We start from the raw sequence: 26,644 nt of genomic DNA on the forward strand, positions 1-26,644 counted from the left end.
GAGAGCTTTTTCTTTTATGTTCTATATTCTGTGATAGAATTCGCAAAAATTTCTCAACAGACAGCTCATTGACATGAAATTTCCAGGCCAACGTAAATCTAAGCATTACTTTCCTGTACATGCGCGGGATCCCCTTCTTAGTCAAGCGAAACAAGAAAAGCGACTAACACGCACACATGCTGTAGGTATTGATCAGACTTTGGTTGATATCGAAGCGTGTGTTGAAGATGAATTCCTGGAACGCTATGAGCTGAGCAAGGGCCACTCGTTGGTTATTACTGACGAACAGGCTGAAGCCTTGTATAAAGAGCTGAAAGATAAAAATTTGATCAGCCATGAGTTTGCTGGTGGTACCATCGGTAATACATTACACAACTATTCGGTACTGGCTGATGATAAATCAGTATTGCTAGGTGTAATGAGTAAAGATATCGAGATCGGCAGCTACGCATATCGCTACCTGTGTAATACGTCTAGCCGCATGGACATGAACTATTTACAGCCAGTCGATGGGCCGATAGGGCGTTGTTTTGCTTTGATTTCAAAAGACGGCGAACGTACTTTTGCAATCAACGAAGGTAAAATGAACCAACTCCACCCTGATAGCATTCCTGAGTCAGTCTTTGAAAATGCTTCTGCATTGGTACTTACGGCGTATTTGGTTCGTTGTAAAGAGGGCGATCCAATGCCTGAAGCAACTATGCGCGCGATTGAATATGCGAAAAAGCATGATGTGCCAGTAGTATTGACGCTTGGTACCAAATTTGTGATCCAAGACGATCCGCAGTGGTGGCGTGATTTCTTACGTGAGCACGTCACTGTTGTGGCGATGAACGAAGATGAAGCCGAAGCACTAACGGGTGAGTCTGATCCTTTAATGGCTTCTGAAAAGACACTTGAATGGGTTGACCTTATTCTTTGTACGGCAGGCCCTGTTGGTTTGTATACTGCGGGTTATACCGAAGATGAAGCGAAGCGAGAAACAAGCTTACCGCTACTGCCGGGTGAAATTCCTGAATTCAACCGTTATGAATTTAGCCGTCCGATGCTAAAAGACGACTGTACTACCCCGATCAAAGTGTACTCGCATATTGCTCCTTATATGGGTGGTCCTGAGCGCATTAAAAATACCAATGGTGCGGGTGATGGGGCGCTATCAGCCTTACTGCATGACATGTCAGCTAACCGCTACCATAAAGAAAATGTACCTAAGTCGAGTAAGCATCAGTTTAGCTTCTTAACGTACTCTTCGTTCTCGCAGGTATGCCTATACTCTAACCGTGTAAGTTATGAAGTATTGGCTCAGCACTCACCTCGTTTATCTCGTGGGCTACCAGAGCGTGAAGATAGCTTGGAAGAAGCATACTGGGAACGTTAATCGTTTTAAGTGTTGCATATAAAAAAACCGCCATTCGGCGGTTTTTTTATGTCGCTATAAAATCGCTAGCGCGCTATTTTTTGTAAGCTTCATTGTGAATCGCCGCAACTGCTCGGCCTGATGGATCTGCACTGTTCTTGAAGCTTTCGTCCCACTCAATTGCTTTTGCACTTGAGCAAGCAATTGACGGGCCACCAGGAACACATTTAGCTGCATCTTCTAGCGGGAATAGCTCTTCAAAAATTTCACGGTAAACGTACGCTTCTTTGGTTGTTGGCGTATTGTACGGGAAGCGGAATTTAGCCGTTTCTAGTTGTTGATCAGAGACTTTCTCTTCTGCAACGTCACGGAGTGAGTCAATCCAGCTATAACCAACGCCATCTGAGAACTGCTCTTTTTGACGCCAAGCAACAGATTCTGGTAGGTAATGCTCAAAGCACTCACGAAGAATGTGTTTTTCCATTTTTCCGTTGCCGCACATTTTATCTTCTGGGTTAATGCGCATTGCTACTTCTAGGAAATCTTTATCTAGGAATGGTACACGGGCTTCAATGCCCCAAGCTGCCATAGACTTATTCGCTCTCGCACAGTCAAACATGTTAAGGGCAAGCAGCTTACGTACGGTTTCTTCGTGGAACTCTCTTGCATTAGGTGCCTTGTGGAAGTACAAGTAGCCACCGAAGACTTCATCTGCCCCTTCACCTGACAATACCATTTTGATGCCCATGGCGCGGATTTTACGCGACATTAGGTACATTGGTGTTGATGCTCGAATGGTTGTCACATCATAGGTTTCAATGTGGTAAATCACATCACGAATTGCATCTAAGCCTTCCTGAACCGTATAAGTAAGCTCATGGTGAACGGTACCAATGCTGTCCGCTACAATCTTAGCAGCTTTGAGATCAGGAGCACCTTCAAGGCCAACAGCAAAAGAGTGAAGCGTTGGCCACCAAGCTTGAGACTGTTCATCATCTTCAATTCGTTTTGCGGCAAACTTTTTGGTGATCGCGGAAATTACCGAAGAATCTAAACCGCCAGATAATAGTACGCCATAAGGAACGTCGGTCATTAATTGACGCTTAACAGCACTTTCCAATGCATCAGTTAATGCCACTTTATCTGTTGGTGCATCTGCAACGGCATCAAACTCCATCCAGTCACGCTTGTAATAGCGTACAGGTTCACCTTTCTTACTCCATAGGTAATGACCTGGAGGGAATTCGCTGATGCTCTTACAAACGGGTACCAATGATTTCATTTCGGATGCCACATAGTAGTTACCATGCTCATCATAGCCGTGATAAAGCGGGATAATACCGATATGGTCACGACCGATCAGGTAAGCATCTTCTTGCTCATCATAAAGAATGAAGCCAAAGATACCGTTAAGGTAGTCGAGCAGCTCTGGGCCTTTTTCTTTATAAAGTGCCAAGATAATTTCACAGTCAGATTCGGTTTGGAACGGGTAGTCTGCTGCAAGTTCTGCACGTAATTCTTTATGGTTGTAAATTTCACCGTTTACGGCAAGGGCATGTGTTTTGTCTTGGTTATACAGTGGTTGCTCACCGCTGTTTAAATCGACAATAGCCAGACGCTCATGAACTAAAATGGCTTTGTCCGATGAGTAAATTCCTGACCAGTCTGGTCCACGGTGACGCATTTTTTTAGACATTTCTAATGCGGTTTGACGTAATGCTGATGCATCACCTTTAATGTCTAAGATACCGAATACTGAACACATACTTCTTACCCCAAATTAAAACATTGTTGCTATCCATAAATCTTGGGAGACAGTTTTAGCTATGATGTTGAATGTTACGTAACTCAAGCTATGAAACTGTTATCCCTTCGTTAATGTTAAAATTGCGTATTCAACAATTAAAAGCAACAACTAATTTCAGATCAATACACAAAAAGGCCATGTGCTGAATATGATTTAATTAAATCCCATTTTAGTGAATATTTTCTAATACGCGATGATATTTTGAGCTCAAAAAAAAATGGCAGCCGAAGCTGCCATTAGAAAGGAAAGGGGTGATATTTATTTTTGATCTATCTGAGGCGATAAATGGTCACAAACATGACGCGCAAAACCGCTACCAGCTTCGTTGTAAATATTGAACGCGGCATCAATGCCAAGTGCTTGTAACTGCTCTTCGTCGTCGCTGTATTTTGCGATAGCGGCGATTTGACCTTGATAGTTACGTTCTTTTATTTGTTCTAAAGCAAAGGTGTTCGCATGGCTATGCGGCATTGCGAGTAAAATAAGTTTCGTATTACGTTTGGATATTACCCTCGCCCAAAAGTCGGAGTCTGTGGCATCGCCATGAATGACATTTCGGCCTTTCTCTTGGTGGTACTCGACAGAGTCCTCTCTGGCTTCAACCCCGATAACCTGCTCACCGTAGCGGCTAACAAGTTCATCATAAGCGCCGCTGCCAATGCGCCCCATACCTAGGATCATGATTTGTTTATCGCCAAGGTCAATAAGCTGATCACTTGAGTTCAGTTGCTCTGGTTCAAATTCTTTCAGCCATTTAGAGGCATCTTTATAGAGTTTGTGCCCCATGCTGTTGAGTGGAGCGGCAATCAAGAAAGAGAGTGATACCGCAATGGCAATGGCAACCAAAAAGCTTCCCGGTAGCATGTCCATGCTGTAAGCAAGCCCACCGACAATTAGGCCGAATTCACTGTAGTTAAATAAGGTGAAAGTGCCGAGTAGCGAAGTACGTACGCGATATTTAAACAGATTGAATATAACGTAGTACAAAATGCCTTTGATAGGTAATAGCACGAGCAGTAGGAGTGCCATCAGGAAGCCATCTATGGTTGGTTCTTCTGACAGCCCTATATTGAGGAAGAAACAGACGAGTAGTAATTCTTTGAAATTGAATAACGACTTCGAGAGTTCTGATGATTTAGGGTGAGCAGCAAGCATCATACCCATGATCAGTGCGCCAAGATCGGCTTTCAGACCGACGGCTTCAAAAAGTCCTGCGCCAGCAACAAGGGCAAGAAATACCCCGTATAAGACCAACATCTCACCATGGCCCGCTCGGTCTAAAATCTTAAACAATGAAGGGCGTAACAGCGGTAGGGCAAATAACGCAAGTGCAGTAATTTCAGGTACTTTCCCAGTTGAAACGGTTAGGAAGAGAACCGCAAAGATATCTTGCATAACCAAGATACCGATAGCTAACGTACCGTAGGTCGCATTGAGCTCACCTTTTTCTTGCAATGCTTTGATGGCAAAAACGGTACTGGAAAATGAGAGCGCAAACCCCATGAGTGCAAGTTGCATGATGTCTAACTCTGCCATCATACCTATCCCTAATTGCTTTAGAACTAATAAGCAAAGGGTGAAAAGGCCAGTGGTGAGTATGTTGTGCAGCGTTGCCCCGCCCCAAATTTCTTTGGAAAGCAGTGTTTTAACATCGAGCTTAAGGCCGATGGTAAAGAGTAATAACGTTACGCCGAGATCGGCAAGACTACTGAGTATATTTGTGGATTCATAACCCGCAGTATTCAGTGCAAAGCCGGCAACAAGAAAGCCAACAAGCGGGGGGAGTTTGCACCTCAACGCAATGTAGCCTGCGAGAAAGGCGGCAATAATAAAGATGAGTTCCATGGTTAGACTGACAATCCTTTTTACTTGTCCCTGTTTAAAGTGCTAGGGCGTTTTGAGCATGGCCTATGGCACTAAGGGGCTAAATTTGGAAGTAATAGTAATAATTATTTGTGAAATATAACACAAAGGGCGTATTCCTGTCTGGAACACGCCCTTTGGTATTGTTACAAATTAGCCACTTAACGGTGGCTAAGGTAATCGGTATTTTAGTCTTCCAGTAAACGTTGCAGCAGTACACCGTTGAGCATTGCACGTTTGATCATCGAGAAAGCACCAATCGTCGGTTGGGTGTAAAGTTCAGACGTTACGATCGGTAGATCTTTATTAAACGTCGACAGCGATTGTGTTTCGACACAGCGACGGATTGCCGGGAAAATGACATCTTTCGCTTGAGTAATATTACCTGCAACCACGATTTTTTGTGGGTTAAACAGGTTTATGGTCATTGCGAGCGCTTTACCTAACTGGTTTCCCACTTTAATCAACGCTTGGGTTGCCAGCTCATCACCTTTATTCGCCGCTTCACAAATTGCTGGCATTGTAACGTCTTCTAGCTCGCGTAGGGTACTTGGGTAGCCTTGATCGAGTAGGTTCTGGACATGCTTAACAATCGCAGGATCGGCCGCAACGGTTTCAAGGCAGCCAAAATTACCGCATTGGCACTTGTCCCCAAGAGGATCTATTTGAATATGGCCAATTTCGCCCACATTACGGTTAAAGCCCAGAAAGACTTGGCCATTTACAATAATTCCAGCGCCAGTACCGTGATGGACACTGACTAAGATGGAGTCTTTACAATCTTTGCTTGAGCCAAAGTAATGCTCTGCCAAGGCTAAGCCACGGATATCATTACCGACAAAACAAGCAACACCATACTTTTCACTAATGATATCGGCTAGTGGAAGGTTTTCGACATCGATATGCGGCATATACTCAACAACACCGCTCTCTGGGTCAATCAGTCCTGGAAGCGTGATACCAAATGCGACAAGTTCACGCATGGTATTTTGATTATCAGCCATGAATTGACGAATATGCTCAAATAAGCCGTCGGTCAATTCTTGCTGGTTACCATAATGGAATGGATGTGCCGCGCCCGCTACGTGTTTACCGCTTAAATCGTAGAGGGTTAATTCAATATAATTACGCCCTAGGCGTATTGCAATTGAATGAAAAGGGGCTGATTCTGTCGTCAGCGATATCGCACGCCGACCTCCAGTAGAAGCCTGCTGCGCGACCTCTTTGATCAGGCCGCGCTCAAGCAATTGGCGGGTGATTTTAGTAACACTTGCAGGCGCGAGTTGACTAACGTCAGCCACCTGAATGCGTGAAATAGGGCCTTGCAAGTCAATTAGTCTGTAAACAGCTGCACTATTCAGCTGTTTTACCAGATCTACATTACCAATTTGTCCGCCTGTCATAGTTAGTTCTGCTCGTATTCACCGTTAACTACAGTCGCCCGAACATTATAATCACGATCAAAAATAGCAAGGTTTGCAACCATACCTTTTTTGATGGCACCCAACTTCTTGTCAACGCTAATCGCGCGAGCAGGATACAGAGTGGCCATTCTAATCGCTTCGTCCAAGGCGATACCTGCATGTTCGACACTATTTTGAATTGCTTCAATCATTGTTAGTGCTGAACCACCGAGTGTGCCATTTTCATCAACACACTTCCCATCACGATAATATACTTTCTTACCGACAAAAATAAAGTGATCCATGTCAGCTCCTGCAGGTGCAGTTGCATCCGTAACTAAAACAAGTTTCTCACCTTTCATACGGTGGGCCATGCGAATATTGGCATAATCGACATGGAAACCGTCGGCAATAATGCCTGTATAGACGTCTGGCGTATCGTAAATCGCACCAACCATTCCCGGTTCACGACCAGCAATAGGGGTCATAGCATTGAAAAGGTGAGTGGCAAAGCTAATACCAGATGCAAAGCCTTTTCGTGCTTCAACATAAGTTGCGTTGGTATGTCCTGCCGATACAACAACACCGGCATCGACCAGTTTTTCGATATGTTCGTGCGAGTTTAGCTCGGGTGCGAGCGTCACTTTAGTGACAACATCAGCATTAGCACAGATTGTATCGATCATCGCGTCGTCAGAGCGGCGGATATGGTCAACAGAGTGAATACCTTTTTTCATGACATTAAGGTAAGGACCTTCAAGGTGCAGACCTAATGAATGATTCTGGTATTGGCTTTGATACTCACGTTCGGCAGCAATGACTGCTTTCATGTCTTCGTCAGACGATGTAATCAGTGTCGGTAAGAAGCTTGTACAACCTGATTTCAGGTTGGCACGGTGCATGGTATGGATGGTATCTGCGTTAATTTCATCATTAAGCATGACACCACCACAGCCATTTAGCTGTAGATCGATAAAGCCTGCTGTTAGATTTGCACCATTAAGATCACGGGTTTCAATATCAGCGGGTAATTCTGCAATTGGGCAGACAGCGTGAATGTTCACGCCGTCAATAATGACGGCGTGGTTATTCAGCACATCGCTACCGGTATAAATGCGGCAATTGGTTAGCGCGTACATGAACAAATCCTTTTATTACAGGTTATTGATGTTGTTAGCTTCTAGCTCTTGGAAGTACTTAACAGTCTTCACTTTCAGCTCTTGTGTTGAAGGCTCATCACAAACAATCAATGATTTAGGGTGAAGTTGAAGTGCTGAAACTGTCCATAGGTGGTTTACAGAACCTTCAACAGCAGCCTCTAGTGCAAGGGCTTTGTTATGGCCTGTAACAAGAACCATGATTTCAGCAGAATCTAATAGAGTACCCACACCAATTGTTAGTGCGTACTTTGGTACTTGGTTCATGTCACCATCGAAGAAACGTGAATTAGCGATACGAGTATCTTCTGTTAACGTTTTGATACGAGTGCGCGATGCTAGAGAAGATGCTGGCTCGTTAAATGCGATATGGCCATCGTTACCAACGCCACCCATGAACAGGTTAATACGGCCATAAGACTTAATTTTATCTTCGTAACGCTGGCATTCAGCGTCATGGTCATCAGTATTACCGTTAAGTAAGTTGATGTTTTCTTCTTGGATATCAACGTGCTTGAAGAAATTGTTGAACATGAAGCTGTGGTATGATTCTGGGTGATCCGATGGGATACCGATATATTCATCCATGTTAAACGTTACGACATGCTTGAAACTTACTTCTCCAGCCTCATAAAGCTCAATAAGGCGTTTGTAAGTTGCGAGGGGGGTGCCACCTGTTGGCAGGCCTAGCACGAAAGGACGTTCCGCTGTTGGCTCAAATTTGTTAATACGATCAGCAATATAGCGTGCTGACCACAAACCTACTTCTTTCGCTTTATTCAGTGGGATTAGTCTCACGGTGACACCTCATTCCAAGTTTAAATATCGATAAAATCTTAGCGTGTTCACGCCTTTGTTTTGGATAATAAAATAAGTTTTATGATCGAGCTAGCAAAATCGCCTTATTATTGGTTATACAGGTGACAAAGATCACAAATGATGACGTTTTAATTTGCGGGGCGAAATTAATTTCTTAAACTGCAGGTAACTTAATCGGATAACCAAAATAAGTTATCAGTTTTACATCTAAGACAACCATAGGGGGAACTAAGGGTGAATATTCTTGGATATTTTCAAAAAGTAGGTAAAGCATTGATGGTGCCAGTCGCCACTCTGCCAGCCGCAGCAATTTTAATGGGTATTGGTTACTGGATTGATCCAAACGGTTGGGGTGCAAACAGTGCACTTGCAGCTTTTTTGATTAAAGCTGGTGCCGCAATTATTGATAATATGTCTGTACTGTTTGCAATTGGTGTTGCTTACGGTATGTCTAAAGATAAAGATGGTGCAGCAGCACTTGCTGGTTTTGTTGGCTTCTTAGTTGTTACCACATTACTTTCTCCTGGATCAGTTGCACAAATCCAAGGTATCGACCCAAGCGCAGTACCTGCTGCATTTGGTAAAATCAGCAACCAGTTTGTTGGTATCCTTGTGGGTATTGTTTCAGCTGAAATCTATAACCGTTTCTCAACAGTTGAACTGCACAAAGCATTGGCGTTCTTCTCTGGTAAGCGTCTAGTACCTATCCTAACGTCTTTTGCTGGTATTTTGATTGCCTTCATCCTTATGTACATCTGGCCTGCTGTATACGGCGGTCTAGTAAACTTCGGTGAAAGTATTCAAGGTATGGGTGAAGTAGGTGCTGGTCTTTATGCATTCTTTAACCGTCTACTAATCCCTGTTGGTCTTCACCACGCTCTAAACTCAGTATTCTGGTTTGACGTAGCAGGTATTAACGATATCCCTAACTTCCTTGGTGGCGCGAAATCAATCGCTGAAGGTACTGCAACTGTCGGTGTTACAGGTATGTACCAAGCTGGTTTCTTCCCAATCATGATGTTTGGTTTACCAGGTGCTGCTCTTGCGATGTACCACACGGCTAAAGCGAAGAATAAAGAAAAAGTTGCATCAATCATGATTGCTGCTGGTTTCGCATCATTCTTCACCGGTGTTACAGAGCCGCTAGAATTTGCATTCATGTTCCTAGCACCTGGCCTATACGTTGTTCACGCAGTGCTAGCGGGTATCTCTGTATACATCGCAGCATCAATGCAGTGGATTGCAGGCTTCGGTTTCTCAGCAGGTCTTGTAGATATGGTTCTATCTACACGTAACCCACTAGCTGTTAACTGGTATATGCTAATCGTTCAGGGCTTCGTATTCTTCGCGCTTTACTACTTCATCTTCCGTGCTGTAATCGTTAAGTTCAACCTGAAAACACCAGGCCGTGAAGACGATGATGTAGAAGAAGGTGCAGTTCAAGGTTCTAAAGAAACTGGCGAGCTAGCTCAGCAATATGTTAAAGCTCTTGGTGGCCACGAAAACCTAGAGAACATTGATGCATGTATCACTCGCTTACGTTTGACACTGAAAGACAGCAGCCTAGCTGACGAGAAGCAACTAAAAGCTCTTGGCGCTATGGGTGTGGTTAAACTAGGTTCAAACAACCTACAGGTTATTCTTGGCCCACTGGCTGAAATCGTTGCTGGCGAAATGAAAAAAATGCCTTCAGCTACGAAGTAATATCATAATATGACGTAATTACGCCTGTAGTAATTAACTCGAATTATCGGCCTCCATCACTGGAGGCCGTTTTTTTAGTAGCAACACAGGCTCAACCATCCTCTGAAATACCTTCGCATTACTTGCCTTGATAACCACAATTTTTCCCGCGTAATACTTAGATCAATTACTTATCCAGATTGGTATAACTTTGAATAACGATAATATAGACCTGGGCATTTAGTCTCTTTATTATGTTACTCACCTAGCAACCTATCGGTCTTCTCATCTCTTACACTATCGCTGCGCTTCTTCTTATCGGTGCCGTCATTGCCATACGGGACTCATCCATTTGTCGGTGACACTCTTCTGCGTGACCCCCGAGGTTAAAGCTAAACACCTTATAGGTTGTTCGTGTCGTACATCACCTTAATGCCAATTACTTTTCCTGTGGCGACCTCAAGCTACGCTGTCATTTCAAAGGCAATGTTGCCGAGGGCAATTCCTGTTTGAGCAAGGCTTTACAGGAGCACTTTTGTTGTTGTTTAGGTTAACCGACTGAAAATTATTGATATATTGAACGGTGAGCCGGTTGTAATTAACGCTATTCCCTTTTTTTACTCGCAAATAAAGAGCCTAAAAGCAATAAAGTGGTTCACTCTAACGCTTTTTCATCGGGTTTGAACTCCGTCAAAACCAATTTACCGAGCTACTTTGACGTTACTTTATGTGATCTTGTTCACGTTGCTTTTGCCTGATTTATAAAAAAAGCATCAAAATAAAAATCAGCATAATTATTAGAGTGAGGAGTGAACAATGGCTCCATGTTTTTGTGCACTCAATCACAAAAAAAACGTCAATTTAAAATTCAACGAAAATGACGTTTTCGTATCATTATGATTTAAATGATTTTTTGTTGTTTTGTGGTTTTTAGATTTGAAGTGGATCACTTTTGCTAGCGACTAAATTGACGCTGATAAATAACTCAATATATTTGTCTGTATTAAGAAACGAGCCCTTTCTTGTTTCAGTTAATAATATGATTTGATGGGTATGTAGAGATGTTAAAAAGAAACTTAATTGCTGTATCTGTATTGGCCGGGTTAGCAGGGTGTTCGATCACACCGTCTTCGGAACAACAAGTGGTAAATTCGCTAGCAAACAACCTTGATATTCAATATGCGGTATTAACGAATCATGGGGCAAACGAAGGCCTTGGCTGTCAAGAACTAGGCGCTGAGTTTGCATCATGTAATAAAGTGAACATGACGCTTGTCAACCAAGGTGAAGCCATTGAGTCTAGCGATTGGGCTATCTATTTCCACAGTATCCGCTTGATTCTAGATATTGATAGTGACGAGTTTAAGATCACCCGCATAACAGGTGACCTACATAAGCTAGAACCAACGGACAAGTTTGATGGTTTTGCGGCAGGTGAAGAAGTGGTACTGCCACTGATTAGTGAATTCTGGCAGCTATTTGAAACAGACTTTATGCCAGGAGCGTTTGTTGCTGCACCAAATGCGAAGCCGAAAATGATTGCATCTCTTAATACAGAAGATATCGGATCATTTGTAACAGGCCTGGAAGGCAATAATTTAAAGCGTACGCCAGAAGACAATAATGTAATGGCAACTGCGATTACTCGTTTTGAAAAAAATGCAGACATTGAAACACAAGATGTAACAACGACATTGTTACCAACGCCAATGTCAGTTGAAGCCGGCGAAGGGACAGTGAGTATCGCTGGTGGTCTGAACTTACCAAAAGGCGTGTTTGATGCGGCGCAATTCACGGCTATCGAAGATCGAGCTGGTATCGTGAATGTAGATGTACGTGGTGATCTGCCTGTCAGTATTGATATTACTTCAGCTGATTTTACTGGGGATTTTGCGAAGTCTGGTGCTTATGAGCTAAATATTCAGTCAAGCGGCATTACCATTAAAGCCTTCGATAATGCTGGTGCTTTCTACGCTGTACAATCGATTTTTGGTTTGATTGATAGCCAGAATGCTCAGTCTCTACCAGAGGTCGTTATTAACGATGTGCCGCGTTTTGAATACCGCGGTATCATGGTTGATGTTGCCCGTAACTTCCACTCTAAAGAGGCGATTCTTGCAACGCTAGATCAAATGGCAGCGTACAAGATGAACAAACTGCACCTTCACCTGACTGATGATGAAGGTTGGCGTCTTGAAATTCCTGGCCTGCCAGAACTCACTGACATTGGCTCAAATCGCTGTTTTGACTTGGAAGAGAAGAGCTGTTTATTGCCTCAGTTAGGTTCAGGTCCAACGACGGACAACTTCGGTTCTGGCTACTTTAGCAAAACGGATTATGTCGAGATCCTGAAATATGCGAAAGCACGTGAAATTGAAGTGATCCCAGAAATCGATATGCCAGCACACGCCCGTGCTGCGGTAGTTTCAATGGAAGCTCGCTACGATCGTCTTATGGCGGAAGGTAAAGAAGCAGAAGCTAACGAATATCGCTTGATGGATGCGGAAGATACGTCAAATGTCACAACTGTTCAGTTCTACGATAAGCAGAGCTTTATCAATCCGTGTCTTGACTCTTCCACTCACTTTATTGACAAAGTAATTTCTGAAGTAGCGGCAATGCACCAAGAAGCGGGTGCGCCATTAACAACTTGGCACTTTGGTGGCGATGAAGCAAAAAATATTAAATTGGGTGCTGGCTTTCAAGATATCAATGCAGAAGAAAAAGTAAATTGGAAAGGGACGATAGATCTATCGGCTCAGGACATACCATTTGCTCAATCTCCGCAGTGTCAGGCATTAATTGCTGATGGTACCGTTAGCGATTTCGCGCACTTACCAAGCTATATGGCAGAAGAAGTCTCGAAGATTGTTGCAGATAAAGGGATCCCGAACTTCCAAGCATGGGAAGATGGCCTAAAGTATAGCGAAGGCGCACAGGCTTTTGCGACTGAAAACACCCGCGTTAACTTCTGGGATGTTCTGTACTGGGGTGGAAGTGCCACTGTGTATGAGTGGGCAGCGAACGGTTATGACGTGATTGTTTCTAACCCAGATTATATGTACATGGACTTCCCTTATGAAGTGGACGCCAAAGAGCGTGGTTACTACTGGGCAACTCGCGCAACGGATACGCGTAAGATGTTTACCTTTGCGCCTGAAAATATGCCACAAAACGCGGAAACGTCTGTAGATCGCGATGGCAATGGTTTTACTGCTGAAGGTGAAATCGAAGCACAGCCATTCTATGGTTTGTCCGCTCAGTTATGGTCTGAAACCGTTCGCACCGACGAGCAATATGAATACATGGTGTTCCCACGCGTATTAGCAGCGGCAGAGCGAGCTTGGCACCGAGCGAATTGGGAAAACGACTACAAGGCAGGTGTGGAATATTCGCAGCAGACTAACTTGGTTAATGATGAGTTGCTGACTCAAGATTGGAACCGATTTGCCAATGTACTCGGTCAGCGTGAACTCGCTAAATTAGAGAAATCAGGCATTGATTACCGTTTACCCGTTCCAGGCGCGAAAATTGAGGGTGGCAAGCTGGCAATGAATGTTCAGTTCCCTGGTGTTGAGCTTCAATACTCCGTTGATGGCGGTGAAAACTGGATAACATATTTTGATGAACAAAAACCGAGTGTAAATGGAAACGTCGAGATTCGTTCTGTATCTGCGACAGGTGAGCGTTCGAGTCGAGTGACCACCGTTAAGTAACTGCACGGCCATTTAATCGGCTCTCTAGATTGTTAGGGAGCCTTTTTTATGTCATCTACACTGCCCATCTTAGCTTTAGAAATTCTATTTTTATGATGGGTTTCTATGTGGAATGTTGCTATTGGGCCTTATATTTTGGCTCACTATTTTAATTCCCCGCTTATTGCGGGTTTTTTTTATACATATCGACAAACAATGCATACTATTTGTTGAGTCGGCCCCCATAATTATGGATCATAGGGGGTTCAAAAATCCTGTAAGCACACGAGGTGTAATTGATGAGTGAATCTGAAGCTCGTCCAACAAACTTTATCCGCCAAATTATTGATGCGGATTTAGCGAGTGGCAAACATACAAGCGTACATACCCGATTCCCGCCGGAGCCGAATGGCTACCTGCATATCGGCCATGCGAAATCTATTTGTTTGAACTTCGGTATTGCTCAGGACTATCAGGGTCAATGTAATCTGCGTTTTGATGATACAAACCCTGAGAAAGAAGACATCGAATACGTTGAGTCTATTAAGAACGATGTTAACTGGTTAGGCTTTGAGTGGAGCGATGAGATTTGTTATTCATCGAACTACTTCGATAAGCTACACGGGTTTGCTATTGAATTAATTAATAAAGGCTTAGCGTATGTTGATGAGCTAAGTCCAGAGCAAATGCGTGAGTACCGTGGCACACTTACCGAAGCTGGTAAGCACAGCCCATATCGCGATCGCAGCGTAGAAGAAAACCTTGAGCTGTTCGACAAAATGAAGAATGGCGAAATCGAAGAAGGCAAAATGAGCCTACGCGCAAAAATCGACATGGCATCACCATTTATGGTTTTGCGTGATCCGGTTATTTACCGTGTACGTTTTGCGACTCACCACCAGACTGGTGACAAATGGTGCATCTACCCGATGTACGATTTCACCCATTGTATTTCTGATGCGCTAGAGGGTATTACACACTCTATCTGTACATTGGAATTTATGGACAACCGCCGTCTGTATGATTGGGTACTGGACAATATTACGATTGATTGTCAGCCACGTCAGTATGAGTTCAGCCGTTTAAACCTTGAATATACTGTAATGTCAAAACGTAAGCTTAACCAGCTTGTTACTGACAATTTGGTATCAGGGTGGGATGATCCACGTATGCCGACGATTTCTGGTCTGCGTCGTCGTGGTTTCACCTCGGCGTCTATTCGTGAATTCTGTAAGCGCATTGGTGTGACTAAGCAAGACAACACCATTGAAATGAGCTCTCTAGAGTCATGCATCCGTGATGATTTGAACGAAAACGCACCACGTGCGATGGCTGTTCTTGATCCGATCAAAGTTGTTATTGAAAACTTTGATGGTGAAGCGGAAATGCTTGAAGTCGCTAATCATCCGAACAAGCCAGAAATGGGCAGCCGTACTGTACCGTTTACTCGTGAAGTCTACATCGAGCGTGAAGATTTCCGTGAAGAAGCAAACAAGAAATATAAGCGTTTGGTTCTGGGTAAAGAAGTACGTTTACGTGGTGCTTATGTCATTAAAGCTGAGCGTATCGAAAAAGACGAAGAAGGTAACATTACAACTATCTTCTGTACTTACGATAACGAAACGTTGGGTCAAAATCCGGCTGATGGCCGTAAAGTAAAAGGCGTTATTCATTGGGTTTCAGCAACGCAAGGTCTTCCTGCTGAAATTCGTTTGTATGACCGCTTGTTTACGATTCCGAACCCAGGGGCTGCGGATGACTTTGTATCCGTGATTAACCCTGAGTCACTGACAGTGATGAACGGCTTTGTTGAGCCATCTTTGGTTTCTGCTGAAGCTGAGAAGGCACTCCAGTTTGAGCGTACAGGTTACTTCTGTACCGACAGCAAAGATTCTTCTGCTGAGAAACTGGTATTCAACCGTACTGTTGGTCTTCGTGATACATGGGCTAAAATCGGCGATTAATTTGCGGATTTTTGCGAATAAAAAACCAGCCATGTGGCTGGTTTTTCTATATCTGGATAATCATTCTTAAGTGGCTAAGTGTTGAGCGCTTAGCTTTTATATTTTTATAATAGCGAACTAATTATCGTGGGTTATGAAGGGTTTCGTCTTCTGAACAGTTACCTTCAATACAGTGACCGTAGAGGTATAAGCTGTGGTTTGTCAGGCGAACATTAAAGCTTGAAGCAATTTCTTTTTGACGTTCTTCGATAACATCATCAGAAAATTCAATTACTTTGCCGCAATCCAAACACACTAAGTGATCATGGTGATGTTGCGTAGCCAGTTCGAAAACAGATTTACCACCTTCGAAGTGATGACGAGTCACAATGCCAGCATCATCAAATTGGTTTAAAACTCGGTAAACCGTTGCCAGACCAATTTCTTCACCAATATCGATTAATTTTTTATACAAGTCTTCAGCACTGATATGTTGGCAGTCAGGTTGCTGTAATACTTCCAAAATTTTCAGACGTGGAAGTGTAACCTTAAGGCCTGCTTGCTTGAGTGCATGATTATTATCTGACATTCGAGTTTCCTATTGGCTATCCACATCAACATGATGCGGTAGTCTTTCTCTTCTTTACTTATTATAAGTGACCACAAGGTAACAATAAACCTCAAAGCGGGTCAATCTTGCTGATATCTAACTTTTCTTTTTGTTGTTAGTTTGTTGTCAAAATGTACATTTCGATTTTAGGGGAGTAATATTAATCTCATCGTACCAGTTTGAAGGTTAGACGCTATGTATCGTTTCTATAAACCAGCCATCGTCAGGCTGGCTCTGAATTTATGGCCTCCCTTTTGGGGATCAGGAATCAGTATCATTCGTATTTCTAATGACTTTAAAAGAGTACGGATTAAGCTTAAGTTAAGATGGTGGAATAAAAATGCTAATCGAACCCAATATGGCGGCAGTATTTTTTCACTCACTGACCCTGTTTATGCCTTAATGCTGATTGGGTTATTAGGCAGGCAGTATTATGTCTGGGATAAGCATGCTGAAATCAGTTTTATAAAGCCGGGTAATAGTGACTTGTATGCAGATTTTATAATCAGTGATAGCTGCTTAAATGAGATCATTCAGGCTACAGCGGCAGGTGAGAAGTACTTCCCTGAGTTTTGTGTACAAGTAAAAAATGCAGATGGTGAGATTGTATCTGAAGTGAAGCGTACGCTTTATGTCAGGAAGAAACCAGGGTACCGAGCGGAAGCTGATAATCTCAAACAAGAGGAATTAACATCATAGTCATAGTGTTAGGTAGATTGCAGATAAAAAAACGCCAGAGCAGAGCTCTGGCGTTTTTGGTTATTCGGTGAAATTAATCTGCTAGTTCAGCTAGGCACATTTCATCAAAAATTTGCTTAACCCACTGGGTAACGCGTTCTTCGGTCAATTCAGGCTGACGATCTTCATCAACACATAGGCCGATGAAATTATTTTCATCAACTAGTGCTTTAGATGCTTCAAATTCAAAGCCTTCTGTTGGGAAGTGGCCAACAATGGTTGCACCACGGCCTTCAATGATGTCACGTACTGTACCCATCGCATCACAGAAGTACTCAGCGTAGTCTTCCTGATCGCCACAGCCGAAGATAGCAACTAGCTTGGTAGAGAAATCGATGTTCTCTAACTCAGGGAAGAAGTCATCCCAATCACACTGTGCTTCACCGTAGTACCATGTTGGGATACCCAGTAGTAGAAGATCAAAATTGTCGATATCTTCTTTGCTGCTTTTCGCGATATCTTTAACTTCAACTAAGTTTTTACCTAGTTGCTTCTGGATCATTTTAGCGACTGCTTCTGTATTACCAGTGTCGCTACCAAAGAAGAGTCCTACACTCGCCATAGTAGAAATTACCCGTATTAATTGTTGACCGTTAGCCTGACTGCTAACGAGGTACATTATTCGTTGCTAGGCGCTATGCCCTGATAGCCAATGATAACTATTTCGATCTACGAGTCTATGCGATTTAATGATCAAAACCCATCATTGGTTAAATTTATTATCTCAACGTTAACCGATGCCAGCCCCTTCCCAGCTAAGCTGGATAAGGCCTTTAGTAATGAAGCCAGTACAGCCTAAAAATAGGACTAACCAGACAATTTTGCGCCCAAAGGGTGGCACATTACCTTGCTTCAGCACATCTTTAATGGCCATACCAATAAAGAAAAAAATGGCAGCAAATAGTAAGTCCAAGCCAATGGATTCAAGCAAGTCCATATGCTCATACAACATTAATGTCTCCTTACCTGATCATTGCTAATGTTGAGCTTGGCGCGAACTATACCACAGACAGTAGCCACCTGTTAACGGCTAAGCAGCTTGTAAGAAGTTCAAAATGATACGATTTACGGTCTCTGGTTTTTCTGCATGCAGCCAGTGTCCAGTATTCGCGACCATATGTGCTTTTGCACTCGGAAATTGACGGTTTATCGCTTCTCGGTGCTCAGGCAAGATGTAATCAGAATTCTGCCCTTTAATGAATAATGTTTTGCCATGGTAAGCCGGCACGTCTTGCCAACCCATAATCGTTTCGTAGTTAGCGATAAGCCCTTCGACATTAAAACGCCAGCCATAGTCTCCGTTGTCTTGCTTGGCGAATGATTTAAGCAGAAATTGGCGTACGCCGGGTTCGACGACATGCATTGCAAGATAGTTTTCAGCTTCGCTGCGCTTACTTACAGTGTGCTTAGCCACTTCGCGTAATCCCGCGAAAACATTTTGATGACGATGAACATGGTAATGGATAGGGGCCATATCGAGGACAAGAAGTTGCTCTAATCGATCGCCAGCCACTTCTGTCAGTGCCATAGCGACTTTCCCGCCCATAGAATGACCAATAACTGAAAATTGCTCGATGTTGAGTTCATCAATCACACTCAATACATCTGCGGCCATTTCACGGTAGGTAAAATGCGGGCTATGTGGTGAACGGCCATGGTTACGTAGATCAACACTGATCACTTTATATTTATCTTTCAACGATCTGGCGAGCAGGCCTAAATTGTCGGCACTGCCAAACAAACCATGGATCAAGATGATCGCGCTTCCTTCGCCATTCACTTGGTAATGAAGATTCACAGACTATTTTCTCTTGTTGTTAACGCTTTACCGTAGAGTATAACCTCGGATCACGTTATAATCTCACGGTGATTTTTAAACGGAACGATAATGAACACTACGATGAAGACTATTGAGGTAGACGACGAGCTATATCGTTACATCGCTAGCCAAACGCAACATATTGGCGAGAGCGCATCTGATATCTTACGCCGATTGCTTATGATGCCAGATCAAGACGCGATTGCTATGCAGCCAGAGGCCGTTATGCCTGTTCGTCCTAAGGGGATCGTGGTTAGCAAAGATGCTGGTAATGTACCCCAGACTGATCGCGTTAAAGAAATGCGCAGTTTGCTGATCTCTGATGAGTTTGCTGCTCAGGAAAAAGCGATTGGTCGATTTATGCTGGTTTTATCCTCGCTTTATCATATCGATCCGCAGGGTTTTGCCGAAGCTGCTGCCATTAAAGGCCGTACTCGTGTCTATTTTGCTGAAAGTGAGGAAACACTATTAGCAAGCGGCAAAACGACCAAGCCAAAATCGATCCCAGAAACGCCATTCTGGGTGATCACAAATACTAATACTGATCGCAAGCGTCAGATGGTTGAGCAACTGATGGGTAAAATGAACTTCGGTGCAGATATCGTTGAAAAAGTTTGCGGTGTAATTTAACAGGCATTATGCCTATTTGTCTTACAAGGATAAGTTTAATGGCGATTCATCCTCGCGCTGGGCAGCAAGCTCAGCAAGAAGATATGCACAATATTCCTGCGTTGGTAGCGAATTATTTCCTGATTGAGCCAAGTGCTCAAAACCCGCAGCAGAAAGTGGCATTTGGCACATCTGGTCATCGCGGTACTGCCGATAAAGGAACCTTCAATCAGCACCATATTTGGGCAATTGCTCAAGCGGTTGCAGAAGTGCGCACTGCTAATGGGGTAACTGGTCCTCTATTTTTGGGTAAAGATACCCACGCATTATCTGAGCCAGCTTTTACCTCAACACTAGAAGTACTGGTTGCAAATGGTGTTCAGGTTGTTATCCAAAAAGATCGTGGTTATACGCCAACACCGGGTATCTCTCACGCGATCCTTTGCCATAACGAAGCTAATGATGCGAAAGCAGACGGTATCGTTATCACGCCTTCACATAACCCACCTCAAGATGGCGGCATTAAATATAACCCTGTCCATGGCGGCCCTGCTGAAGGTGCTTTAACAACAGCTATCGAAACCCGTGCCAACGAAATTATTGCTGCTGGTTTAGTTGATGTTAAGCGTGTTTCAATTGAAGATGCGTTTGCTAGCGACTTTGTTGAAGAGCATGATTTGGTTGCCCCGTACGTTGATGATCTTGTTAACGTTGTCGACATGGCTGCGATTCAGAAAGCAAACCTGAAAATCGGTGTTGATCCACTGGGTGGTTCTGGTATCGAATACTGGCGCCAAATTGGTCAATATTACAATCTTGATCTGACGTTGGTGAATGAGTCAATCGACCCATCTTTCCGCTTTATGTCATTAGATAAAGATGGTGCAATTCGTATGGACTGCTCATCACCTTATGCGATGGCAGGTTTGCTTGCACACAAAGACAAGTATGACTTAGCGTTCGGTAACGACCCTGATTATGACCGCCATGGTATCGTGACGCCGGCTGGACTAATGAACCCTAACCACTTCTTAGCGGTTTGTATTGATTACCTATATCGCCACCGTCCAGACTGGGGTCAGGATGTTGCCGTTGGTAAGACATTGGTTTCAAGTGCGTTGATCGACCGTGTTGTTGCTGATCTAGGCCGAGAGCTTTGCGAAGTGCCTGTTGGCTTCAAATGGTTTGTTGATGGTCTATACAGCGGTGAGCTAGGCTTCGGTGGTGAAGAAAGTGCTGGTGCATCTTTCTTACGATTGAATGGTACACCATGGTCAACAGATAAAGACGGTATCCTTTTATGTCTGTTAGCCGCTGAAATTACGGCTGTTACGGGTAAGAACCCACAACAATACTATGATGAGCTGGCGGCTAAGCATGGCGCATCAGAGTATAACCGTATTCAAGCTGTAGCGAATGGTGAGCAAAAAGCAGTACTTAGCAAGTTGTCTCCAGAAATGGTTGCCGCTGAAACGCTAGCTGGTGAAACAATTACTGCACGCCTGACTCATGCGTCGGGTAACGGTGCGGCAATTGGTGGCCTGAAAGTAACCACTGAAAACGGTTGGTTTGCAGCTCGCCCATCAGGTACTGAAGATATTTATAAAATTTACTGTGAAAGCTTTAAAGGTAAAGAGCACCTAGCACTTATCGAAAAAGAAGCACAGGAAATTGTGAGTAAGGTATTTGCTGACGCAGGCATCTAAGCTGGTTGGCTTTTTTTTACGATTAAAAACGCCCGCATGTCGGGCGTTTTTTTATGTCTGCAGTTTTATGCTTACGCTTTCTGGGTTATTCGCCAGTATTAGGCCAGCACTCTGGCATCACAAACCAGATTTGATTATCGGGCGCGACAGCCATTGTTGGATGGCTGACGCTTACTAGCTGGTCGTGATGTTCAAGTTGATCAAAGGTTGGAGGGGCTATCCACTGTGGCTTTGATATGCCTCGCAAGTTGAACTTGTACGCTTGTGAACAATAGCACCAAAGGCCTGTAGCAGCATTGGAGTTCAGAGTGATGGATGAGCCTGAATAATCCTGTTGGTAAGGGTAGAACAATCGGCCTTGCATTATAAGGCGGCGCACTTGTGGCGTACCGTATTGAGAAGAGAATTGGTGTTCATAAGCTGAATGCTGTGACATCAAAAGTTGGTGTGACAACATTCGTTCGGCTTTCTTATCAAGATTATCGCGAGCATTGGGGCCCGGCCAAGATTGCTCAAAAGCCAGATAAAACTTAATTGCCACCTCCCAGTGTTCAAGCTGCCCTGTTAGTTCATTTCTGACGATAAAATCAATCGCCCCTAAGGTTTGTTTATTGTGAGTTAGCTGAAGCTCTTCAGCAATAAGCGTGTAGTGCGGATGGTGAGTAATTAGTTGTTGCCAAAGCCATTGGTAAAAGAAGCCAAGCCGATGGTTACCACTATATTCTTGTGCTGGTGGAAGCACCGCGTGAATGCGAAAGGCATCGAACCAAGTTTGATCGGCAATTGATTCATGGCCAGCTAGTAGCGGGGGGAGCTGCAAAATCGCTTGAGCGCTATTATTCATAAATTCTTCAATAGGCGCGGTATTGTATTTCAGAGACATAGTTACCATTTTATCGTGTGTAGGCTGACGAAAGGCTTATCTTGTTAAGTGTTGAGCTATAACTTAGGGTGTTTACTCTAATTATTACCCTTACAGTAAGTAAGCTTATTGGCCGATTGGAGAGGGCGATATGTATAAACATTATTCAACATCGTACATTTTACTACGCCGTACCTTTGTGGTCGTTGTTGGCGTGAGTACTTTTCCCGTCATGATTTTTACTTCCATGTATACTCGCTCAAAACTCTATAGCTACTTACATCGAACGTGGCTGAAAACCAGCGATAAGCCCGTTTGGCTTATCGAAAGTGAACATGCTGTAGAAGAACTATACTAGGTTAATTGTGCTTTAGTCACATGGATACCACGTATATGCGTAAAAAGCTGCACACATGCAGCTTTTTTAATGCCTGATTTTCGAGATAGAATATAGAAAACAGATTGAGTGTGGTGAGTCATTATTACACTCAAAAATACGCTATCTTGAGGTTGCTTAAGCATGCGGCTAAAGAAGGAATAAAAGTATGAATAATATTAAGCTTGAGTCTGAACTCAACAAGTTGCTAAGTCCTCATTTAATTAAAGATTATTGCCCGAATGGCCTTCAGATTGAAGGTAATGCAGAAGTAAAAAAAATCATTACAGGCGTCACAGCGTGTCAGGCACTTATTGACCATGCAATTGCAGAAAAAGCGGACGCGATATTGGTTCATCACGGCTTTTTTTGGAAAGGTGAACCCGCTGAGATCCGTGGTATGAAGTTTCGACGTATTAAAGCATTGATTGAAAATGGTATTAACTTATATGCCTATCACTTACCGTTGGATGTTCATCCTGAACTTGGTAACAACGCACAGTTGGCTAAATTATTAGGTATTGAAGTACTTGGTGGGCTGGAAGACGGCAACCCGAACTCTGTTGCTATTTATGGTCAACTAGATCAGCCACTAACTGGTGATGAGCTAGCCGCGCGACTTGCAATTACACTACATCGAGAGCCGTTACATATTGGTGATAATTCTCCGAAAGAAATTAAAACGGTGGGTTGGTGTACTGGTGGCGGTCAAGATTATATTGAATTGGCGGCACAAAAAGGACTGGATGCTTTTATTTCTGGTGAGATTTCCGAAAGAACAGTTCATATTTCCCGAGAATTAGGTATTCATTATTATAGTGCTGGACACCATGCAACAGAGCGTTATGGCATTAAAGCGTTAGGTGAATATTTAGCAATAAAATATGATTTAGATATTAATTTTATCGATATTGATAACCCTGTTTAGGTCTGATTCAGCTATATAGAATAATAAAAGGCTCGCCATTTCTAATGCCGAGCCTTTTATTTTGTGTTGTAAAATTACATACATCGAAAATATGGAGGTGTTGATTCTGTTAGATCTGGGTCTAATTAATATAATCTTTCATTTTTTTACAGGTTTTTAATGTGCTTTCGGTCGGTTTTTTGACTTTCGTCAAAAGATGGGCCTGAATTACGGTCTCGAGTTCGAAATATAATTACAACCATGAATCAATCCGATAATTTAAATTAACTCGTTTGATATACCTTGAATTGTTTATTCAGTATTTATTCAGGGATGTAAAAAATTACAGGTAATGATTTGCCATTAATAACGAGACATTAATTTAACTCGATCTATGTCAGCTGATATTTTTTACCAGTAAAGATTTAACTGGTGTTAGCTGATTTATTTATTGGAGATTCCCCATGACAAAGAAGTGGTTTACCGAAACGGTTGACAGCACGATTTCTATAATGGAAACGTCAGCTGAAAAAGGGTTGGACACTGCGGAAGTTAATAAGCGTACAGAGCAATACGGCACAAATGAGCTTCAAGAACAAGCCGGTAAGTCTGCGCTAGAGCTGCTAACTCACCAATTCAAAAATCCATTGATTTTTATTCTAGCCGTTGGTGCAATTGTTTCCTTCTTCACTGGTCACTTAATTGATGCTGTGGCGATTGCTGTCATTATTGTGATTAACGTAGTTATTGCTTTCTGGCAGGAGTTTAAAGCTCAAAAAGGAATGGAAGCACTACGTGACATGGCAGCACCTATGGCGCAGGTACGTCGTAATGGTGAGTGGGTGGATATTCCAGCACGTGAGATTGTTCCTGGTGATGTGCTAAAGATTAGCACGGGTGACATCTTAGCGGCTGACGTTCGTATTATTGAATCTAACCGTCTATCGATTGATGAGGCCGCACTGACCGGTGAATCTGAGCCTGTTGATAAGACAAGTAAAACGCTGGAAGATGGTCATATTAGCTTGGGCGATCAGGTTAACATGGGCTTCATGACCACGATTGTGACAGGCGGTACAGGTGTCGGCATTGTTATTGGCACTGGTATGCAGACTGAGGTTGGCCATATCGCGGACATGATGGCTAATACCGAAGAAACCAAGACCCCAATGCAAGAGCGTATGGATTTGATTGCCAAAACGCTAATGATTGTTGCACTAGGTGTAGTAGCGGTTGTATGTGTTATCGGTCTATACCATGGCATGCCATGGCTTGAAATTCTGAACACTGGTATTTCACTATCTGTTGCTGCAATTCCTGAAGGTCTACCAACTGTTGTCACCATCGTTCTAACCATGGGTTCAACGAAAATGGTGAAGAGCAATGCTCTCGCTAAGCAGCTGGCTGCGATTGAGACTCTTGGTTCAACAACTGTTATCTGTTCAGATAAGACAGGTACGCTGACTCAGAACCAAATGCAGGTAATGAAAGCCTACGATGCATCTGGCCGAAATTGGGAAGTGAGCGGTAAAGGTTTCTCTCCTAAAGGTGAATTTAAGCCTCTTTCACACAGCACCGATGTGAAAGATAGCCCTGAAATGATGCAAGGCTTGGTGGTTGCAACACTATGTAATGATGCTGAGTATATTCAGAATGGCGATAAGTCATCTGTACGTGGTAACCCAACTGAGGGCGCATTGATTGTAGCTGCGGCGAAGGCTGGTTTACAGCAGACAGAAATGCTTTCAACGGGCGGCTACTCAATTATTGAGAAATTCCCGTTTGATTCTACACGTAAAATGGCATCGGTTATTGTTAAAGGCCCTGACGGTAAGCACTTCCTAGCGATTAAGGGTGCGCCAGATGTTGTATTGCGTAATGCATCAGGCTTTATGGTTAACGGTGATGTCGTTGCTCACCAGCCAGCTGTAGCCGAAGGCAACTTGGCTGTAGCGGCTAACCCAGCAGAACAGTTAGTTGCGAACTATGAAGCGGCGATTCAAGACTTTGCTCACCAGGCTCTACGTACACTCGCTGTTGGTTTCCGAGAGTTATCGGAAGATGACCTACAGCGTGACCCTAGCGAACTTGAGCAAGATGTGACGATCCTTGGCCTGTACGGCATCATGGATCCACCTCGCCCAGAAGTACGTGCCGCGGTTGATAGCTGTTTTGACGCAGGTGTTCGTACGGTAATGATCACTGGTGACCATGCTCTTACAGCAGCAGCGATTGCGCGTGAAATTGGTATTATTCGCAGCGAAGAAGATTTAGTTGTGACGGGTACCGAACTCGATGATATGGACGATGAAGAGCTACGTCGTATCTGTCCTAATGTCGCAGTATTTGCCCGTGTATCACCAGAACATAAGCTACGTATTGTACAGGCTCAGCAACACAACAATGAAGTCGCTGCCATGACTGGCGACGGTGTGAACGATGCGCCAGCGCTACGCCGTGCTGACATTGGTGTTGCAATGGGTATTACGGGTACATCGGTTGCGAAAGACTCTGGTGACTTGATCCTGCTGGATGATAATTTCAGCACCATTGTTAAAGCTGTACGTCAAGGTCGTCAGATTTTCGATAACCTGCGTAAATTTATCCGTCAGGCATTGACTGCTAACGTTGGTGAAGTATCGGTAATCCTGTTTGCCTTCCTCTTCATGGGCCCTGAAGTGGCATTGCCACTGACACCACTGATGATCCTTTGGATTAACTTAGTATCTGATGGTCTACCAGCGCTAGCACTTGGTGTTGACCCAGAAGAGAAAGACTTGATGGAGCGTAAGCCGCGTAAGCGTAACGAAAGCTTCTTCAGCGATCACTTAGGTACACGTATTGTGGTTCGTGGTTTGGCTCAAGGTGGCATGAGCTTCTTGGCATTCAACTGGGCTGTCAACGCTGGTCTAAGTGCTAACTACGCACAGACAATGGCGTTTGCAATGCTAGTGTTCTGTCAGCTATGGCACATCTTTGATTCACGTACGTTCACTACGCTGTTCCGCAAGAACCCATTTACTAACAAGTACTTGTTAGGTGCGGTAGCGCTGTCTGCAACGTTGTCTCTAGGTGTTATCTACACAGGTGTTGGTCAGTTTATCTTTAGCACTGAAGCGCTAACAGCAGGGCACCTATTTACCGTGTTCATTGCAGCTTCACTACCAACGTTTGTACTGTCTGGTATTAAAGAGCTAACAAAGACTAAGCTAGTTTAATCTTTGTATGATATGTAAAGAAAAGGGCCTTATGGCCCTTTTTTATTATCAAAAGTGACTGATTTTTAATAG

At 43.5% G+C, this 26,644-nt stretch carries 20 protein-coding genes; 10 read left to right on the forward strand and 10 right to left on the reverse strand.

Going from position 1 to position 26,644, the window contains the following annotated elements:
• Positions 1 to 73: 73 nt before the first annotated feature.
• Positions 74 to 1,378, forward strand: coding sequence for an inosine/guanosine kinase (locus L4D78_RS15270; RefSeq protein WP_428467721.1), 1,305 nt, complete (start codon positions 74 to 76; stop codon positions 1,376 to 1,378).
• Between the two features lie 73 nt (positions 1,379 to 1,451).
• Here L4D78_RS15270 and asnB read toward each other — a convergent pair whose 3' ends face one another.
• The 5 genes from asnB to nagB all read right to left on the reverse strand — a co-directional run bounded on the left by asnB (position 1,452) and on the right by nagB (position 8,385).
• Entirely contained in the window at positions 1,452 to 3,122 is a 1,671-nt protein-coding gene (gene asnB, locus L4D78_RS15275) for an asparagine synthase B (RefSeq protein WP_428467722.1), read from the reverse strand.
• Positions 3,123 to 3,422: 300 nt separating this feature from the next.
• Positions 3,423 to 5,009: a cation:proton antiporter domain-containing protein gene (locus L4D78_RS15280; protein WP_428467723.1), complete on the reverse strand. Its 1,587-nt coding sequence runs from the start codon at positions 5,007 to 5,009 to the stop codon at positions 3,423 to 3,425.
• Positions 5,010 to 5,215: 206 nt separating this feature from the next.
• A complete protein-coding gene (nagC, locus tag L4D78_RS15285) occupies positions 5,216 to 6,430 on the reverse strand; it encodes a DNA-binding transcriptional regulator NagC (protein ID WP_428467724.1) in 1,215 nt (404 codons plus the stop codon).
• 2 nt (positions 6,431 to 6,432) lie between these two features.
• Complete coding sequence (gene nagA / locus L4D78_RS15290; protein ID WP_428455837.1) at positions 6,433 to 7,569, reverse strand: N-acetylglucosamine-6-phosphate deacetylase; 1,137 nt, start codon at positions 7,567 to 7,569, stop codon at positions 6,433 to 6,435.
• A gap of 15 nt (positions 7,570 to 7,584) precedes the next feature.
• Positions 7,585 to 8,385, reverse strand: a complete 801-nt coding sequence (gene nagB, locus L4D78_RS15295) for a glucosamine-6-phosphate deaminase (protein ID WP_428467725.1) — start codon at positions 8,383 to 8,385, stop codon at positions 7,585 to 7,587.
• A gap of 255 nt (positions 8,386 to 8,640) precedes the next feature.
• Here nagB and nagE point away from each other — a divergent pair, with 255 nt between their 5' ends.
• From nagE to glnS, 3 genes are all read left to right on the forward strand, one after another.
• The gene (gene nagE / locus L4D78_RS15300; RefSeq protein ID WP_428467726.1) at positions 8,641 to 10,110 is read left to right on the forward strand and encodes an N-acetylglucosamine-specific PTS transporter subunit IIBC; all 1,470 of its coding nucleotides are present in this window, start codon (positions 8,641 to 8,643) and stop codon (positions 10,108 to 10,110) included.
• A gap of 1,040 nt (positions 10,111 to 11,150) precedes the next feature.
• Positions 11,151 to 13,805, forward strand: a complete 2,655-nt coding sequence (locus L4D78_RS15305; protein WP_428467727.1) for a beta-N-acetylhexosaminidase — start codon at positions 11,151 to 11,153, stop codon at positions 13,803 to 13,805.
• A 278-nt stretch (positions 13,806 to 14,083) separates the two neighbouring features.
• Positions 14,084 to 15,748 (forward strand): glutamine--tRNA ligase, encoded by a 1,665-nt coding sequence (gene glnS, locus L4D78_RS15310; RefSeq protein WP_428455833.1) that lies wholly within the window; start codon positions 14,084 to 14,086, stop codon positions 15,746 to 15,748.
• A gap of 121 nt (positions 15,749 to 15,869) precedes the next feature.
• Here the strand turns inward: glnS and fur are convergent, their stop codons facing one another.
• Positions 15,870 to 16,316 carry a ferric iron uptake transcriptional regulator gene (gene fur, locus L4D78_RS15315; protein WP_428455832.1) on the reverse strand — a complete coding sequence of 149 codons (447 nt, stop codon included), beginning with the start codon at positions 16,314 to 16,316 and terminating at the stop codon, positions 15,870 to 15,872.
• A gap of 216 nt (positions 16,317 to 16,532) precedes the next feature.
• On the opposite strand from fur, the gene L4D78_RS15320 reads away from it, so the two are divergent.
• Positions 16,533 to 17,036, forward strand: a complete 504-nt coding sequence (locus L4D78_RS15320; protein WP_428467728.1) for a DUF4442 domain-containing protein — start codon at positions 16,533 to 16,535, stop codon at positions 17,034 to 17,036.
• 73 nt (positions 17,037 to 17,109) lie between these two features.
• Here L4D78_RS15320 and fldA read toward each other — a convergent pair whose 3' ends face one another.
• The 3 genes from fldA to L4D78_RS15335 form a co-directional block, all read right to left on the reverse strand.
• On the reverse strand, positions 17,110 to 17,637 hold the full coding sequence (gene fldA / locus L4D78_RS15325) for a flavodoxin FldA (RefSeq protein ID WP_428455908.1): 528 nt from the start codon (positions 17,635 to 17,637) through the stop codon (positions 17,110 to 17,112).
• 168 nt (positions 17,638 to 17,805) lie between these two features.
• Positions 17,806 to 18,027, reverse strand: coding sequence for a DUF2788 domain-containing protein (locus L4D78_RS15330; protein WP_428455830.1), 222 nt, complete (start codon positions 18,025 to 18,027; stop codon positions 17,806 to 17,808).
• A gap of 78 nt (positions 18,028 to 18,105) precedes the next feature.
• The gene (locus tag L4D78_RS15335; RefSeq protein ID WP_428467729.1) at positions 18,106 to 18,873 is read right to left on the reverse strand and encodes an alpha/beta fold hydrolase; all 768 of its coding nucleotides are present in this window, start codon (positions 18,871 to 18,873) and stop codon (positions 18,106 to 18,108) included.
• A 102-nt stretch (positions 18,874 to 18,975) separates the two neighbouring features.
• On the opposite strand from L4D78_RS15335, the gene seqA reads away from it, so the two are divergent.
• Together seqA and pgm are read left to right on the forward strand one after the other, a co-directional pair.
• Positions 18,976 to 19,524 (forward strand): replication initiation negative regulator SeqA, encoded by a 549-nt coding sequence (gene seqA / locus L4D78_RS15340; RefSeq protein WP_428467753.1) that lies wholly within the window; start codon positions 18,976 to 18,978, stop codon positions 19,522 to 19,524.
• 38 nt (positions 19,525 to 19,562) lie between these two features.
• A complete protein-coding gene (gene pgm / locus L4D78_RS15345; protein WP_428467730.1) occupies positions 19,563 to 21,209 on the forward strand; it encodes a phosphoglucomutase (alpha-D-glucose-1,6-bisphosphate-dependent) in 1,647 nt (548 codons plus the stop codon).
• Positions 21,210 to 21,294: 85 nt separating this feature from the next.
• Here pgm and L4D78_RS15350 read toward each other — a convergent pair whose 3' ends face one another.
• Positions 21,295 to 22,092 carry a DUF1853 family protein gene (locus L4D78_RS15350; protein ID WP_428467731.1) on the reverse strand — a complete coding sequence of 266 codons (798 nt, stop codon included), beginning with the start codon at positions 22,090 to 22,092 and terminating at the stop codon, positions 21,295 to 21,297.
• 130 nt (positions 22,093 to 22,222) lie between these two features.
• On the opposite strand from L4D78_RS15350, the gene L4D78_RS15355 reads away from it, so the two are divergent.
• The 3 genes from L4D78_RS15355 (at position 22,223) to L4D78_RS15365 (ending at position 26,572) form a co-directional block, all read left to right on the forward strand.
• The gene (locus tag L4D78_RS15355; RefSeq protein WP_428467732.1) at positions 22,223 to 22,429 is read left to right on the forward strand and encodes a DUF2517 family protein; all 207 of its coding nucleotides are present in this window, start codon (positions 22,223 to 22,225) and stop codon (positions 22,427 to 22,429) included.
• A gap of 187 nt (positions 22,430 to 22,616) precedes the next feature.
• Positions 22,617 to 23,375 carry a Nif3-like dinuclear metal center hexameric protein gene (locus tag L4D78_RS15360; RefSeq protein ID WP_428467733.1) on the forward strand — a complete coding sequence of 253 codons (759 nt, stop codon included), beginning with the start codon at positions 22,617 to 22,619 and terminating at the stop codon, positions 23,373 to 23,375.
• Positions 23,376 to 23,818: 443 nt separating this feature from the next.
• On the forward strand, positions 23,819 to 26,572 hold the full coding sequence (locus tag L4D78_RS15365) for a cation-translocating P-type ATPase (RefSeq protein WP_428467734.1): 2,754 nt from the start codon (positions 23,819 to 23,821) through the stop codon (positions 26,570 to 26,572).
• Positions 26,573 to 26,644: the final 72 nt, after the last annotated feature.

The organism is Photobacterium minamisatsumaniensis, from assembly GCF_050336695.1.
Taxonomy (GTDB): Bacteria; Pseudomonadota; Gammaproteobacteria; order Enterobacterales; family Vibrionaceae; genus Photobacterium; species Photobacterium minamisatsumaniensis.